The following is a 14758-nucleotide window of genomic DNA, read 5'->3' as shown; positions in this document are numbered from 1 at the left end:
GCGGGCGTCAGGGCGCCGCGCCCCGGACCGGGGATGCGCCGCCATCCTGCGCCGTGCCGGGGGCGGGAAGGGCAAGCGGAAACAGCGGCGCCATGGCCGCGGCGCCATCGCCCGAGGGCGTGAACGCGGCCGACAGCCCATGCTCGCCGCCCAGCGCGGCGATTGCCCCGTCACGCGGCAGCGCAGCCGCCGCCCTGCCGGGTGCCACCCCATCGGCAGGCGCGGCAGGATTGCCAGCACCCGTCGCGGCGCCCGTCACGGCGCCCGTCACGGCGCCCGTCGCGGCAGGGCCGGGCAGCCGCAAGGCAGCACCGCCCCCGGCCCTGCCATCCTCGGATTGCGCCGCCGGTGCGCCTGCGGATGCCGGGTCAGCCGGGGAAGGGGCTGCCGCCCCGTCCTGTGCGCCGGCGCTCGCCTCTTGCCGGTTGGCCTCGGCGATGATGGCAGAGCCGTCGCCCAGCGCGCTGTCGAGCGCCTCGATGGTGGCAGCGGTCATGTCGATGCGCTCGTCCGAAATCAGGACGGTGCGCTGGTCCAGCACCACGCGGGCGCCCCGCGCCCTCATCACCCGCCCCAGCACCGGGGCGGCGGCCTGGAAGAACAGCACCCGATCGCGTTCGGCCATCCGGGCCAGGTCGGCACGGGCGGCATCGCGTTCCTGCCGCACCGCCGTCACGCGCTGGTCAAAGGCGGCGGCGCGCTTGCGAAACTCGTCAGGGGCCAGTGTCGCGCGCGCCGAGGTCAGCGCATCCTCGTCGGCGACCAGCGCGGCAAAGGCCTTGTCGTTGTCGGCGGCGACCTGGCGCGATTGCTGGGCGATCTGCCGTTCGGCGCGCCGGCCCCACGCGGACTGGCGATACATCGCCTCCTGATCCACGGTCAGCACCGCCTGGGCCAGCGGATCGGCGGGGGCGGTCGTTCCTGCCGGGGCAAGGCGCAAGGTGGATGCATTGCTGCCCGCGCCGCTCTCTGCACCCTCCTGCGGGGCGGCGGCGGCATCGGGCAAGGGGCGGGCGACCGGGCGCACGGGCTGCGCATCGGCCGGCTGAGCCCACGCCGGGCCGGCCAGGCCAAGCAGCAGGCATCCGACGATCGCCGCCCCCGCCCTGCCCCGCGCCAGGCGCATCAGAACTTGGTCGAGATCGACAGGTCGAAGGGCTGGTCCCGGTCGTAGTCCTCTTTCTTGACCGCCTTCGAGAAGTTGAAGCGCAGCGGGCCGACCGGCGTCGTCCAGAACAGCGACAGGCCGACCGATGCGCGCACCTTCATGCCGTCATCCACCTTGCCATCCACATGTTCGGTTTCGCGACCGTCATCGTTGCGATCATTGGCATCGCGGTCATACCCGGCCGTGTTGTCCAGCCCCCAGACCGACCCGGCATCGGCAAAGATGCCGCCGCTGATCCCGTATTCCTCGGGCAGGCCCAGGGGGAACTGCGCCTCGGCGCGGGCGGCCCAGAAATAGTTGCCGCCCAGCGCATCCTCGTTGGGCGCGTTCAGGTCGCGCGGGCCATAGCCGTTGGATTCGAACCCGCGGATGCGGCCGCTGCCGCGGAAGCGTTCGGTGATGCGGGTCGATTCGTCGTCCAGATGCTCGATCCCGCCCGCCTCGAATTCGGCCCGCAGCGTCACTTCCTCGCGCCAGGCGCGGCTCTCGACCCCGGCCAGCAGAGAGGTGGTCACGGATTTCACGTCGCCGCCAAGCCCGGCGAAATCCTGGCTGAAGTTCAGCTTGTAGGCGGTCAGCGGGTTCAGCCCGCCGATCCGGGTGTCGTAGGAATAGGTATAGCCCAGGGCCGAGCTGACCCGTTCGCCCTGCTCGCCGACCAGGATCGGCGACGATCCGACCCATTCGGCGCTTTCCGGGTCGATCTCGATGGGATCGACATCGAACAGCTTGTCCTTTGCCAGCCGATAGCGCAGCTCAAGCCGCCCGTTCCGGCTGATCGGGAACTGAAGCCCGGTCGAGAGGCCGGTGCTGCGCGTGTTGAACTTGGCGTTGTCGTAATCCGAGGTCGTATACCACAGCCCCAACCGGGCCCTCAGGTCGCGGCCGAGGAAATACGGCTCGGTGAAGTCGAAGTTGAAGCTCTGCGAGCCGCTGGCGGTCGAAAAGCCGAGGTTCAGCCCCTGCCCGCGGCCGAGGAAGTTCGTCTCTGACAGCGAGGCGTTGAACCCCAGCCCCGCCGAGGCGCCATAGCTGGCGCCAAAGCCCAGGCTGCCGGTCGGCTGTTCCTCGACATTGACATCGACGATGACCTTCTGCGGGCTGGACCCTTCGCGGGTTTCAACCTGAGCGTCGCTGAAATAGCCCAAGGCCCGGATCCGTTCGGCCGAATTGCGGATCTCGCGCGGGTTGAAGGGGTCGCCCTCGACGGTGTTGAACTGCCGCCGGATCACCTCGTCCAGGGTCGTGGTGTTACCCTCGATGTCGATGCGCTCGACAAAGACGCGGGGGCCGCGCACCAGGGCAAAGGTCAGGTCCAGCGTCTGGTTGCGCAGGTTGCGGGTGACGCGCGGCTCGATATTGACGAAGTTGACGCCCTGCTGGATCGCCAGTGCCTCCATCCGCTGGATGGTGGTTTCCACCGTCTGCGGGCTGTAGACCTGCCCCGACTTGACGCGGTTTTGCGCCAGAAAGGGCGCGGCATCGATGCCGGGCACCTCGCTGACGACATTCACCCGCCCGAAGGTGAAGCGCGGCCCTTCGTAGATGTTGTAGGTCACATAGAAGGCGTCGCGTTCGCGCGTCACCTCGGGGGCAACCGCCTGGACGCGGAAATCGGCATAACCGCGCGAGCGGTAGAAATCGGTCAGCAGCTTTTCGTCAAGCTGCGTGCGTTCGGGCGCAAAGGTGTCGCGGCTGATGAGGTTGCGCAGGATGCCCGCCTGCTTGGTGGCCAGCACGTTGCGCAGCCGCCGGTCCGAGAACGCCTTGTTGCCGGCAAAGCCGATGCGCTCGATTTCGGTCACGTCGCCTTCGCGGATCTCGAACACCAGGTCCACGCGGTTGTTGGCCCGGCGGATCACCCGCGGATCGACGCGCGCGGCATAGCGCCCAGACGAGGCATAGGCGGCGGCGATCGCCTGGGCATCCTGTTCGGCCTGGCTGGGCGAAAAGACGCGCCGCGTCTTGGACTGGACGATCTGCGTCAGCTTGTCGTCCTTGAGCTTGCGGTTGCCCTCGAAGCTGATGTCGTTGATCGTGGGATATTCGCTGACGCGGATGACCAGCGTCTTGCCCTGGGGGACGATCTCGACCGCCTCGAACAGGCCCGATGCCTGCAGGCGCTGCTGGGCATCGTTCAGATCGCCTGCCGAAAGATCGGCTCCGCGCCGGATATTGGCCAGCGACAGCGCCGTGTCGGCATCGACGTTCTGCGCCCCTTCAAGCCTGACCTGCGTATAGACCGCGGCGACGGCCGGCGCCCCCGTGCCCAGCACCGCCGCCATCGCCAGCCCCGACACAAGCGCCCGCGCGCGCCCGACCCTGATCCTGTCCGCCATCGCCCGCCCCTCATGCCCGCGTGTCCGCACCGGATTTGTCCGGCTGGTTTTGACGGCAGGCTTAACCCCGCGCCGGGGCCGGTGTCAAAATGAAACCCGGCCCTAGCGGCAGATGATGTCGTTGGTCAGCCCAAGCAGCATCAGCGCCAGCACCAGCGCCATGCCGATCCGGGTCAGGATGTCGCGCGCCCGATCTGGCGGGGGGCGGCGGGCCACCGCCTCCCACGCGTAGAAGGCCAGGTGCCCGCCGTCCAGCACCGGGATCGGCAGCAGGTTCAGGAACCCGATGCCCGCCGACAGAACGCCGATCATCCAGAAGAAATTGCCCAGGCCCGCGCTTGCCGCCTCGCCCGCGACCTCGGCGATCGAGATCGCGCCCGACAGGTTGCAGCGCCCGATCTGGCCGCTGACCATCGCCCAGATGCCGGACAGCGATCCCCAGACGACCTGCCAGGTCTGCGCCGCGCCCATCGCCAGCGCCTCGAGCGGGCCGGGCGTTCGCGTCGCGGGGCGCAGATAGCCCTCGCCCCCGGTGACGCCGATCAGCCAGCGCCGCTCGAAGCCGCCGCCGGCGGCGGGCAGATCCTGCTCGCGGGGGACAAGGACGAAGTCGTTCTCGCCCGCGCCCGCTCGCCAGGCGCGCAGCGTGACGGGTCGGCCCTCGGTCGCCTCGACCAGGGGGCGCAGCTCGGCAAAGCGGCGGATGGGCGCGCCGTCGACCGCCAGGATCACGTCCCCCGGCCGCAGATCGGCCGCCGCAGCCGGGCTGCGGGGGGCGATGCCCGACACGCGGGCGGGGGCCGGGTCGGGGCCGCGCAGGGTGATCTCGGCCCCGCCGCGCCGCACCAGCCAGTCCTGCTGGGCGGCGGGCGGCAGATCCTCGGACAGGCGCAGCAGCGCCGGCCAGCCGCTGACCGGCCGGCCCCCGACGGCCAGCACCTCGTCGCCCGCCCGCAGCTCGTTGACGATGGCGGCAGGGGCCGGCTCGATGGCGCCGATCACCACGCGGCCGGTGGCGATACCCTGCCATGCGATCACGCCGGCGAACACCAGGATCGACAGCAGAAAGTTGAAGGCCGGCCCCGCGGCCACCGTCGCAAAGCGCGCCCATAGCGGCGCGCCGTGCAGCGTCTGCCGCGCCAGGGCCGGATCGACCGCCCGCCCCCCCGCGTTGGCGGGATCGGCGTCGCCCAGAAAGCGCACATAGCCGCCCAGTGGGATCGCCGCGATCTGCCACAGCGTCCCGTGCCGGTCGCGCCGGGCGATCAGCCGCGGCCCGAAGCCCAGGGAAAACGCCTCGGCCCGAATGCCCGACAGGCGGGCCACGATGTAATGGCCGTATTCGTGAACCCCGACGATGACTGACAGCGCGGCGATAAAGGCCAGCAGCGCCCAGGCAAGCCCGCCCATCTGCGCGATGATGGTGCCGATCATGTCCGTGCGCCCCAGGCGGCGGCGTCACGCCGGGCCGCGGCATCCCAATCCAGCACCGCATCAAGGCTGGCGGGGCTGCTGGCAAAGCCCGCCCGCTTGGCCGCGGCATCCAGCGCATGGGCGACGGCGGGGGCCATGTCGGTAAAGCGGATGCGCCCGGCGATGAAATCGTCAAGCGCCTGTTCCTTGGCGCCGTTGAGAACCGCGCCCGCCGCGCCCCCGGCCGCGATCACCTGCCGCGCGAGCGCCAGCGCCGGCCAGCGCCCTTCGCAGGGCGCGCTGAATGTCAGGCTGCCCAGCGCGGCAAGATCGAGCGCCGGCAACGGCAGGCGCTGCCGGCGCGGCCAGTGCAGGGCATGGCCGATGGCATGGCGCATGTCGGGCGGCCCCATATGGGCCAGGGTGGCGCCGTCCACATAGCTGACCATGGCGTGAACGATGGACTGGGGATGGATCAGCACCGCGATCCGCTCGGCCGGCAGGGCAAAGAACTCGTGCGCCTCGATCACCTCGAGCGCCTTGTTGAACATCGAGGCGCTGTCGATCGTGATGCGCTGACCCATGGCCCAGTTGGGGTGGCTGGAGGCCTGCTGCACGGTGGCGCGCGGCAGATCCTCAAGCGGCCAGTCACGGAACGCCCCGCCCGAGGCGGTCAGCGTCACACGCTCGACCGCGTCGATCTTTCCATCCTCAAGGCATTGGAAAACTGCGGAATGTTCCGAGTCAACCGGCAGGATCGTGGCCCCCCTGCGGACTGCCGTCCGCATCAGCAGGGGACCGGCGGCAACCAGGCTTTCCTTGTTCGCAAGCGCCAGCGTGCCGCCGCGTTCCGCCGCCCGCAGACCGGGGGCCAGACCCGCCGCCCCGACGATGGCCGACAGCGTCCAGTCGGCCGGTCGCGCCGCGGCCTCGTCGATCGCCTGCGCGCCGGCCGCGACCTCGGTCCCCGATCCGGCAAGCGCATCCCGCAGATGGCCCAGCAGGGCCGGATCGGCGATCACCGCCAGTTCGGCCCGCAGGGCGCGCGCCATCTGCGCCAGGCGGGCGACATTGCGCCCCCCCGTCAGCGCGACCGTCCGCCACGCGGCCGGCCCCCCGACCCCATCAGAAGGTCGAAGGCGCTTTCCCCTATGGAACCGGTCGCGCCAAAGATCGAGACGCTGCGCATCACTGCCCGACCACCGGCAGCAGCCCCGCCAGCCCCAGCACCAGGGCGCTGGCCAGCGCGCCGCCCATCGCGTCGAAACGGTCCATCAGCCCTCCATGGCCCGGAATGATGTGCGAGCTGTCCTTGACCCCTGCCCGCCGCTTGAGCGCGCTTTCCGCGATGTCGCCAAGCTGTCCGCCCAGCACCAGCAGCGGGCCCGCGACCAGGGTGCCCGGCCCCGCCAGACCCAGGGCGACCAGCACCCCGCCCGCCAGGATCGCGCCGACCCAGCCGGCGGCAGTCCCGCTCCATGTCTTGTTGGGGCTGTAGCGCGGCCAGAACTTGGGCCCGCCCACCGCGCGGCCGACAAAATAGCCCAGCACGTCCGACAGCACGACAAGGATCACGATCCACCAGGCGGTGCCCTGCCCGTGGGTGGCGCGCACCCATGCCAGACCCGCCGTGGCCAGCGCCATCAGGATCGCCTGCCCCGCCAGGGCCGGGCGCAATGCAGGCTGCGCCAGCCGCCAGCCGAGGGCGACCGGCAGCGCCAGAGCCGCCCCCGCCCAAGGGCTGAGCAGCAGCGTCGCCGCCATGGCCAGCCCGGCCAGCAGGCCGATGATCAGCGCCATGCGGCCTTCGCGGATGCCGGGCCGGGGAACCGGCAACTGGCCGCCCGGCACCGGATCGACCGGGGCCACCAGCCGCGCCAGTTCCCACAGCAGCGCGCCGAACAGGATCGCCAGCCCCAGCCCCGACCACCTTGGCGGCGCCATGAGCAAGCCCCCGCCCAGCACCAGGATGACCAGCGCCGATCCGACGCGCTGCGCCAGGTCAGCCCAGCGGCCAGCCGGGGTCACGCGCGGGCGGGGCAGGCTCATGCGCCGCCGAAACGGCGCTGGCGCTGGCTGGTGCGATCAAGGATCTCGGCCAGATGCGCCGGGGTGAAATCCGGCCACAGCACCGGGGTGAATTCATATTCCGCGTAAGCCGCCTGGAAGGGCAGGAAATTCGATGTGCGCGTCTCGCCCGAGGTGCGGATCACCAGATCGGGATCGGGATGGCCCGCCGTGTCGAGGCAGGCGGCAAGGTCGGCCTCGGTCGGATGGGTGATCTCGCCGCGGGCGATGCGCCCTGCCAGGCGGGCCGCGGCCCGGGCCAGCTCGTCCCGGCCGCCGTAATTGATCGCGACGGTCAGGTTCAGCCGCCTGTTGCCGACGGTGCGCGCCTCGATCCAGGAAAACAGATCCCGCAACGCCGGGTCCAGCCGGTCGCGCCCCCCGATGAAGCGCATCCGCACGCCCTCGGCCGCCATGGCATCGGCCTCGCGCCGGATATAGCGGGCGAAGATACCCATGAGGCCAAGCACCTCGGCCGTCGAACGCTTCCAGTTTTCGGTCGAGAAGGCATAGAGGGTCAGCCATTCCACCCCCATGTCGGGGGCCGCCTTGACCAGCTGCTTGACCCGCTCGGCGCCCCGCCGGTGGCCCACCAGCCGCGGCCAGCCCCGTTCGGTGGCCCAGCGGCCGTTGCCGTCCATGATGATGGCGACATGACGCGCGCGGCTGGCGCCATCTGCCGTCACGGCTGCGGCATCGGCGGGAATGGCGGCCATGCGCGTCAAACCTGCATGATTTCGGCTTGCTTCGATTCGAGCGCCTTGTCCACCTCGGCGATCATCTTGTCGGTCAGTTCCTGGACCGAGGCTTCCCAGAACTTCTGATCGTCCTCGGCCATGCCCTTGGTCTTGGCCTTCTTGATCTGGTCCATCCCGTCGCGGCGGACATTGCGGATCGCGACCCGCGCGCTTTCGGCATAGCCCGCGGCGACCTTGGTCAGCTCCTTGCGGCGTTCCTCGTTCAGCTCGGGGATCGGCAGCATGATGATCGTGCCGTTCAGCTGCGGGTTGATGCCCAGGCCGCTTTCCCGGATCGCCTTTTCGACCTTGCCCACCAGCGCCTTGTCCCAGACGTTGATCGTCACCATCCGCGGCTCCGGCACGTTCACCGTGCCGACCTGGTTGATCGGCGTGGGCGAGCCATAGGCATCGACCGTGATCGGGTCGATCATGCTGGCCGATGCGCGCCCGGTGCGCAGCGACGAGAATTCGTGCCGCAGCGAATCCATCGCGCCTTTCATGCGGCGCTCGAGGTCATCGGTGTCGATCTCGATCTCGTCGGCCATGGGTCTGCTCGCAAGTTGTTTTCGGATATATAGTCAAAGGGGCGCCCCCTTGTATAGGCGCGCCGTCCCTCGTCCCCGACGGAAAAATCCGCCCCCCGCGCCGGCCCTAGCCGTGAACGCGGGTATAGGTGCCCTTGCCGGCCAGGATGCCGCGGAAGCCGCCCGGCTCGTCCAGCGAGAACACGATGATGGGCAGGTTGTTGTCCCGCGCCAGCGCGATCGCCGAGGCGTCCATCACGTTCAGATGCTTCTGCAGCACCTCGTCATAGCTGACCGTATCGTAGCGGACGGCATCGGGAAACTTTTTCGGATCGCGGTCATAGACGCCATCGACCTTGGTGCCCTTGAAGATCGCCTCGCAGTTCATCTCGTTCGCGCGCAGCGTCGCGGCGGTGTCGGTGGTGAAATAGGGATTCCCCGTGCCCGCGGCGAAGATGATGATCCGCTTCTTTTCCAGATGGCGCACGGCGCGGCGGCGGATATAGGGCTCGGCCACCTCGTCCATGCGGATCGCGCTGATCACGCGGGTGTGGATGCCCCGCCCTTCCAGCGCGGCCTGCATCGCCAGCGCGTTCATCACCGTCGCCAGCATCCCCATGTAGTCGGCGGTGGCCCGTTCCATCCCCTGGGCCGAGCCTTGCAGGCCGCGGAAGATGTTGCCCCCGCCGATCACCATGCAGATTTCCACGCCCATGTCGTGGACCGACTTCACCTCGTCGGCGATGCGCTGGACGGTCGGGGGATGCAGGCCATAGCCCTGATCGCCCATCAGCGCCTCGCCCGAGATCTTGAGCATGACGCGCCCGTAACCCTTGGAGCGGGCCTCGGCAGGCGCATCGGGGGCAGTTGCGGTCGGCACGGTCATCTTTCAGCCCCCAGGGTTTTGTCGCGGCGCAAAATGGCGCAAACAGCCGGCATGATCAACCGTTCCCTCATCGCCCCCCCCGGCCGGGACGAGGGCGCCCCGCCCGCCGCCGCTGCCGCGGCGATCATGCCTGCACTCGACCCCGACCGCCCGGTGCTGATCGCCGGGCCGACGGCAGCGGGCAAGTCGGCGCTGGCGCTGGCGATCGCGCGCCGGATCGGGGGGGTCGTGGTGAATGCCGATGCCCTGCAGGTGTGGTCCTGCTGGCGGGTGCTGACCGCCCGCCCCTCGCCCGGGGACGAGGCGGCGGTCCCCCATGCCCTTTACGGGCACGTCGCGCCGGGGCGCGGCTATTCCGTCGGCGACTGGCTGGCCGAGGTCGCGGCCCTGCGCGCCGGCGGGGCGCGGCTGGTGATCGCCGGCGGCACGGGGCTTTACCTGACCGCGCTGACACGCGGGCTGGCCATCATCCCGCCGGTGCCGCCCGAGATCCGCCAGCAGGGCGACCAGTGGCTTGCCGCGGGCGGGCTGGCCGGGATGACCGCCGCGCTGGACGGGCCGACGCGCGCCCTGATCGACACGCGCAACCCCGCCCGCGTCCAGCGCGCCTGGGAGGTGCTGGCCGCCACCGGCCGGGGGCTGAGCGCCTGGCAGGCCGACACCCCCCCGCCCCTGATCCGGCCCGAGGAGGCGCAGCGGCTGGTCCTGACGATGGACCGCGATCGCCTGGCCGCGCGGATCGCCGCCCGTTTCGACGCGATGATCCGCGACGGCGCGTTGCGCGAGGTCGATGCCCTGCGGGCCATCTGGGACGGGCGCGCGCAATGGACGCGGGCGATCGGGGCGGGCGAGCTGAAGGCCCATCTGGACGGCATGATGACCCTGGACGAGGCGCGCGAGCGTGCGGTCATCGCCACACGCCAGTATGCCAAGGCGCAGCGGATCTGGTTCCGCAGCAAGATGGGCGACTGGACCCCGGTGCCGGCATGAATCCAGCGGTCCTTTTGTCCCTAGCGGGAACCTTTTAACCGTTTCTTGTTGTTCATGAGGCAGGCTGGACGCGAATCGTCTGCCTCAGCGGCCGCAATGTCCCTTGACGCCAAACCCCTTGCCGATGCGCCGCCGGATGCGGCAGGGCCGCCTGCCCGCAGGGCGGTAGTCCCTGCCGCCGCCAACTCGACCGCACCCACCGTCCCGCTGCGGCCCTTCGCAGGGCGGCCCTCGCCGGTCGGCGGAGGGCTGCGCCTGCTGCCGCTGGACGGCTTTCACTGGGGCGGCAGCCCCCGGCCGGGGATGCCGCGCACCGCGCGGGTCCGGGGGGACAATGTCCTGATGCGCGTGGCCGCAGGAGGGCTGCGGCTGATCATGCCCGCAGGGGCCGAGGATTACGGACCGGGCAGCGTCATTTTCATACCGGCCGGATCGGCATTCGGCACCCTGCCCCTGCGGGACGCGGCGGGGCAGGTGCTGCTGGTGCCGCGTGACATCGCCCAGCGCCTGGCGGTGCCGCTGCCGGCGCGGCGGATTGCCGGCACCGACGCGCAAGGGGGCTTTGCCGGCCAGCTGGCCGCACTGGCTGACGAAACGGGTGCTGCGGCCCGCGCCAGCGCCCCTGCGCGGGTCGAGCTGCTCTCGGCCGCCCTTCACCGGCTGGCCGCCGCGCCGGCCGGCATAACGGACCACCGGACGGGGCAAGGTGGACGGGCGCTGTTTGACGCCTTTGTCGATCTGACCAGCCGCGAACTGGGCCGCGGGCGAACGCTTGCCGATCTGGCCGAGGCGCTGGGCACCACGGCGGGGGGGCTGGATGCGGTGTGCCGGACCCATCGCGGCTGCTCGGCACTTGAAATGACCTATGCGATCCGGATCGAGCGCGCCTGCGCCATGCTGCGCGATCGCAACTGCCCCACCGCACAGGTCGCGGCCGAACTGGGCTTTACCGGCATCGCCCATCTGAACCGCGCCTTCATGGCCGCGACGGGTCGCCCGGCCGAGGCGTTCCGGCCCCGCTGAGGCGCATGACGGATGGCTGCACCCCCCCGCCGCCGCGGCTGACGGAAACCTCGTTGCGCCGGCACCGAAAGCCGCCTGCCGCCGCGAATGTCACGGACCAGAACCAGCAGGATTTTGCGCTTGGCCTTGGGCCAGCGGGCAGGGCTGCGGCTCTGCCGAGCCTGCTCGGCGCAGCCTTGCCGGGTGCAGGGCGGTCAGCCGGCGGGGGACGCGGCGTCCCTGCCCTCGGCGCCGGCTTCATCTTCCTGCGGATCGCGCCGGCCCCGAAAGCCCATGGCCACGACGAACTTTTCCGAGGAATCAGGGCGGCTCGCCGGGGGCTTGACGTTGGCGACCGAGGCGAAGTTGCGCTTGAGCGTTGCCTGAAGGCCCTGTTCCGCGCCCCCGGCAAGAACCTTGGCGACAAAGGTGCCGCCCGGCTCCAGCACGTCAAAGGCAAAGGCGGCTGCCGCCTCGACCAGCGCGACGATGCGCAGATGGTCGGTGCCCTTGTGCCCCGACGAGGCCGCCGCCATGTCCGACATGACCACGTCGGCCTGCCCGCCCAGCCATTGCTTGACCATGGCATCGGCATCATCTGACAGGAAATCAAGCTGATGGATATCGGCCCCCGCGATGGGCGCGACCTCCTGCAGATCGACCCCCAGCACGGTGCCCTGCGGCTTGCCCGCCCGTTCGCCCAGCGCATTCACCCGCGCCACGGCGACCTGGCACCAGCCGCCCGGTGCGCAGCCCAGGTCCACGACCCGCGCGCCCGGCTTGAGAAACCCGAAACGGTCGTCCAGTTCGATGATCTTGAAGGCGGCGCGGCCGCGATAGCCTTCGCGTCTGGCGCGCGCGACATAGGGATCGTTCAGCTGGCGTTCCAGCCACAGCGTCGAGGACAGCTTGCGCCCCTTGGCCGTCTTGACCCGCACCCTCAGGTCGCGCTGCCCGCGCCCCGAGGCGCCCCGCCCCGACCGGCCATCCGGCCCCCTTGCCCCGCCGCCTGCGCCGCCCGTCATCACGCCACCCCCTTCAGCCCCTCGGGGGCAAGCACGCCGTCGCGCACCATCTGCGCATAAAGCAATCCCTCGCGCAGGCCGCGATCGGCCACCGACAGCCGGTTCGTCGGCCAAACTCGCATCAGCGTCTGCAAGATCGCCGCCCCCGACATGATCAGGGCATGGCGTTCGCGCCCGATGCGCGGATCGGCGCGCCGCCCATCGGGGCCAAGCGCAAGATAGTTGTGGATCACCCGGTCGATCTGCGCCGAAGTCATCGACAAGCCGTCCACCTTGGTCCGGTCATAGCGCTTCAGCCCCAGATGGCTGGCCGCGACCGTCGTTACGGTGCCCGAGGTGCCGATGATCTGGAATTTCTCATCCGCCCGTGCCCCGGTCGTATAGGGGGTAAAGCTTTCCAGCATCTGTTCGAACTGCCAGCTCATCAGGGCAAAGCGGGCGGGATCGTCCTCGACATCGATGAACTGGTCGCGCAGCGTGGCCACGCCCAGCGGGACGCTGATCCAGTCAACGACGCGGGCCATGCCGGGCCGGGTATCGGTGAACCCGTCGGCAAGGCGCATGATCGCGCGGGGACGTTCGACAGGCTCGACATCGCGCAGGTCGATCCAGACCAGTTCGGTCGAGCCGCCGCCGATATCCACGACCAGGAGCTGTTCGGTCCTCAGGCTGACCAGCGGCGCGCAGGAGATGACGGCAAGGCGCGCCTCCTCCTCGGCGGCGATCACCTCGACCGGCAGCCCCGTTTCGCGCCGGATCATGCGCAGGAAATCGCGGCTGTTGCGCGCGCGCCGGCACGCCTCGGTGGCCACAAGGCGCATCCGCTTGACATTGTGGCTTTCCAGCTTGCGGCGGCAGACCTGCAAGGCATGAACCGTCCGCGTCATCGACTGACGCGACAGGCGGCCAGAGGCCTCAAGCCCGAAGCCCAGCTGCACCGGCTTCGAGAAGCTGTCGATGACCTGAAACTGACTGCCCGTCGGACGGGCAATCAGCATCCGGCAACTGTTGGTGCCCAGATCGACCGCCGCATAGAGCGACGAATCATCGGGCTGGCGGGTGGCAGGCCGCTCGACCGCTGGCTTCGGGAACGCGTCCGCACCCGCGGGACGCTTGGGCGTCATGTCTAAACGCCCTCCGATATCGTGTTGACTGAAGGGTAGTCACGGCCGGGTCGAGGATCAAGGCCTTTGCGGCCCTGACACGAAAACGGGGCCTGTGCGGCCCCGTCCGTTGCATCGCGCCCAGGGCCCGAGGCTTATTGCAGGGCGATGCCGCCATGCTGCACGGCAAGCGCGCGGCCCTGCCGGCCGGTCAGGAAGGGCCGGGCGCCCTGCGCCGCAGCACCATCGGCCAGCTCGGGGAACAGGGCCAGGATCTCGGCCCGCGCGGCCTGGCCGACAGCCTCCAGCGCCTCGGCGCCGGTGAACAGCGATTCAGACTGCGCGCCTTCGGCAAAGACGATCTCATGGCGGTCGAACAGGATGTGGACATAGGTGATTTCGGTCACGTCATCGGCGACCGACACGCCCTCCAGGCCGATCAGGTGGCGGGCCGCAACCAGCACCTCGGACGCACCGAACATCTTCTGGGCGACATCCGAACGCACCAGCATCCGGTGCTGGGGCGAAACCAGCAGGTCGCGGCGCGGCAGGCCGGCACCCAGCGCCCCTTTGGCGATGCGCACCGGGCGCAGCTTCGGCGCGGCGGCCAGGTCGATCGCGTCAAGCCTGCGGGTGCCGATCCAGCGGACCGGCTGCAACCCGTTGTCGGCGGTTTCCACCAGATCGCCCACCGAAAGCTTTTCGACCGGACGCTGGCCCTTGGCCGTCATCAGGCGCACTCCGGCGGCAAAGCAGGGCACCGGCTCGTGCGGGTCGGCAGGGCACCAGTGGTAATCGTTGTCACAGTCGCGAATCGGGCAGCCCAGCGTGATCGACTGGATCGGCTGGGGCAGCAGCCCGCCCGAGGTGCCGTTCTCGTTCGGAACCATGAAGGTGCGGCCCAGATCGTCCTGGATGACGGTGACGCGCACATCGCCGGTGGTGCCGTCGGTATAGGTCACCTTGGCCGTGTACATCGAGGTGCCGTCATAGTTGAACGTGCTGACCTCCTTGACGATGTTGGTGCCGCGCACCGGAACCTTGACGGGCGGATTGGTCGAAAACGTGTCCGTGGCGGCGTTCCAGAACTGCTCGCCCTCGAACGAGCCGTCGCGGTTCACGTCGCGGGTGACGTTGATGTCCACGATATGGCCGGCCAGCGCGTCACCCTTGCCGCCGAAGGTCGTGCCGGTCAGGCTGCCGGCATTCTCGGAACCAAGGATGAATTCAAACCTGTCGATATACTGGTCTTCATGCACATCGCCCAGATAGATCGCCTTGAACGATGTATCGCAGGGCTGCTTGGGCGGACAGGAGGAGAAGGTCATCATAAGGCTCCAAGGCTGGCAGAACAGGCGCCCTAAGGCGGTCGAGTGCCGCCCACCTCAGACAGCACGGGCCTGTCATACCCTAAAAACGCGCCCGAGGGAAGCGCGTCGATCCGCCCCGGCGCGTCCCGCACAGCCTTTGCAAGCGCCCCCGCGGCCCTGGCGGCCCGCCC

The 14758-nt window shown here is 69.9% G+C and carries 12 protein-coding genes and 1 pseudogene; 2 read left to right on the top strand and 11 right to left on the bottom strand.

Annotated elements, in window-relative coordinates; genetic code table 11:
- Nucleotides 1-7: 7 nt before the first annotated feature.
- From B0A89_RS10155 to pyrH, 8 genes and pseudogenes are all read right to left on the bottom strand, one after another.
- The gene (locus B0A89_RS10155) at nt 8-1126 is read right to left on the bottom strand and encodes an OmpH family outer membrane protein (protein ID WP_085378055.1); all 1119 of its coding nucleotides are present in this window, start codon (nt 1124-1126) and stop codon (nt 8-10) included.
- A complete protein-coding gene (bamA, locus tag B0A89_RS10150; RefSeq protein ID WP_085378054.1) occupies nt 1126-3507 on the bottom strand; it encodes an outer membrane protein assembly factor BamA in 2382 nt (793 codons plus the stop codon). Before bamA ends, B0A89_RS10155 begins: the two co-directional genes overlap by 1 nt.
- Before the next feature lie 102 nt (nt 3508-3609).
- Complete coding sequence (rseP, locus tag B0A89_RS10145; protein ID WP_085378053.1) at nt 3610-4941, bottom strand: RIP metalloprotease RseP; 1332 nt, start codon at nt 4939-4941, stop codon at nt 3610-3612.
- Nucleotides 4938-6109 (bottom strand): annotated as a pseudogene (gene dxr / locus B0A89_RS10140) (1-deoxy-D-xylulose-5-phosphate reductoisomerase). Before dxr ends, rseP begins: the two are co-directional and overlap by 4 nt.
- Complete coding sequence (locus B0A89_RS10135) at nt 6109-6969, bottom strand: phosphatidate cytidylyltransferase (RefSeq protein ID WP_085378052.1); 861 nt, start codon at nt 6967-6969, stop codon at nt 6109-6111. Before B0A89_RS10135 ends, dxr begins: the two are co-directional and overlap by 1 nt.
- Nucleotides 6966-7703 carry a polyprenyl diphosphate synthase gene (gene uppS / locus B0A89_RS10130; RefSeq protein WP_085378051.1) on the bottom strand — a complete coding sequence of 246 codons (738 nt, stop codon included), beginning with the start codon at nt 7701-7703 and terminating at the stop codon, nt 6966-6968. Before uppS ends, B0A89_RS10135 begins: the two co-directional genes overlap by 4 nt.
- A 5-nt stretch (nt 7704-7708) precedes the next feature.
- Nucleotides 7709-8272, bottom strand: coding sequence for a ribosome recycling factor (gene frr / locus B0A89_RS10125; RefSeq protein WP_085378050.1), 564 nt, complete (start codon nt 8270-8272; stop codon nt 7709-7711).
- Between the two features lie 106 nt (nt 8273-8378).
- Nucleotides 8379-9068 (bottom strand): UMP kinase, encoded by a 690-nt coding sequence (gene pyrH / locus B0A89_RS10120; RefSeq protein ID WP_240558698.1) that lies wholly within the window; start codon nt 9066-9068, stop codon nt 8379-8381.
- A 195-nt stretch (nt 9069-9263) separates the two neighbouring features.
- On the opposite strand from pyrH, the gene miaA reads away from it, so the two are divergent.
- Both miaA and B0A89_RS10110 read left to right on the top strand, forming a co-directional pair.
- Nucleotides 9264-10127: a tRNA (adenosine(37)-N6)-dimethylallyltransferase MiaA gene (miaA, locus tag B0A89_RS10115; RefSeq protein WP_240558697.1), complete on the top strand. Its 864-nt coding sequence runs from the start codon at nt 9264-9266 to the stop codon at nt 10125-10127.
- A 96-nt stretch (nt 10128-10223) separates the two neighbouring features.
- Nucleotides 10224-11150, top strand: coding sequence for a helix-turn-helix domain-containing protein (locus tag B0A89_RS10110; protein ID WP_085378047.1), 927 nt, complete (start codon nt 10224-10226; stop codon nt 11148-11150).
- Between the two features lie 194 nt (nt 11151-11344).
- On the opposite strand, the gene B0A89_RS10105 is transcribed toward B0A89_RS10110, so the two are convergent.
- The 3 genes from B0A89_RS10105 to B0A89_RS10095 form a co-directional block, all read right to left on the bottom strand.
- Nucleotides 11345-12154, bottom strand: coding sequence for an RlmE family RNA methyltransferase (locus B0A89_RS10105; RefSeq protein WP_085378046.1), 810 nt, complete (start codon nt 12152-12154; stop codon nt 11345-11347).
- Nucleotides 12154-13278, bottom strand: a complete 1125-nt coding sequence (locus tag B0A89_RS10100) for a Ppx/GppA phosphatase family protein (protein WP_085378045.1) — start codon at nt 13276-13278, stop codon at nt 12154-12156. The genes B0A89_RS10105 and B0A89_RS10100 overlap by 1 nt, the downstream gene beginning before the upstream one ends.
- A 134-nt stretch (nt 13279-13412) precedes the next feature.
- A complete protein-coding gene (locus B0A89_RS10095; protein WP_240558511.1) occupies nt 13413-14585 on the bottom strand; it encodes a Hint domain-containing protein in 1173 nt (390 codons plus the stop codon).
- Nucleotides 14586-14758: the final 173 nt, after the last annotated feature.

This window comes from Paracoccus contaminans (genome assembly GCF_002105555.1).
Lineage (GTDB): Bacteria > Pseudomonadota > Alphaproteobacteria > Rhodobacterales > Rhodobacteraceae > Paracoccus > Paracoccus contaminans.
This window is presented reverse-complemented; position numbering and strand designations above follow the sequence as displayed.

Excerpts from the sequence above, each read along its gene's own strand:
- B0A89_RS10155 (WP_085378055.1), bottom strand. The coding sequence starts at position 1,126 with ATGCGCCTGGCGCGGGGCAGGGCGGGGGCGGCGATCGTCGGATGCCTG.
- bamA (WP_085378054.1), bottom strand. The coding sequence starts at position 3,507 with ATGGCGGACAGGATCAGGGTCGGGCGCGCGCGGGCGCTTGTGTCGGGG.
- rseP (WP_085378053.1), bottom strand. The coding sequence starts at position 4,941 with ATGATCGGCACCATCATCGCGCAGATGGGCGGGCTTGCCTGGGCGCTG.
- B0A89_RS10135 (WP_085378052.1), bottom strand. The coding sequence starts at position 6,969 with ATGAGCCTGCCCCGCCCGCGCGTGACCCCGGCTGGCCGCTGGGCTGAC.
- uppS (WP_085378051.1), bottom strand. The coding sequence starts at position 7,703 with ATGGCCGCCATTCCCGCCGATGCCGCAGCCGTGACGGCAGATGGCGCC.
- frr (WP_085378050.1), bottom strand. The coding sequence starts at position 8,272 with ATGGCCGACGAGATCGAGATCGACACCGATGACCTCGAGCGCCGCATG.
- pyrH (WP_240558698.1), bottom strand. The coding sequence starts at position 9,068 with ATGCTCAAGATCTCGGGCGAGGCGCTGATGGGCGATCAGGGCTATGGC.
- miaA (WP_240558697.1), top strand. The coding sequence starts at position 9,264 with ATGCCTGCACTCGACCCCGACCGCCCGGTGCTGATCGCCGGGCCGACG.
- B0A89_RS10110 (WP_085378047.1), top strand. The coding sequence starts at position 10,224 with ATGTCCCTTGACGCCAAACCCCTTGCCGATGCGCCGCCGGATGCGGCA.
- B0A89_RS10105 (WP_085378046.1), bottom strand. The coding sequence starts at position 12,154 with ATGACGGGCGGCGCAGGCGGCGGGGCAAGGGGGCCGGATGGCCGGTCG.
- B0A89_RS10100 (WP_085378045.1), bottom strand. The coding sequence starts at position 13,278 with ATGACGCCCAAGCGTCCCGCGGGTGCGGACGCGTTCCCGAAGCCAGCG.
- B0A89_RS10095 (WP_240558511.1), bottom strand. The coding sequence starts at position 14,585 with ATGACCTTCTCCTCCTGTCCGCCCAAGCAGCCCTGCGATACATCGTTC.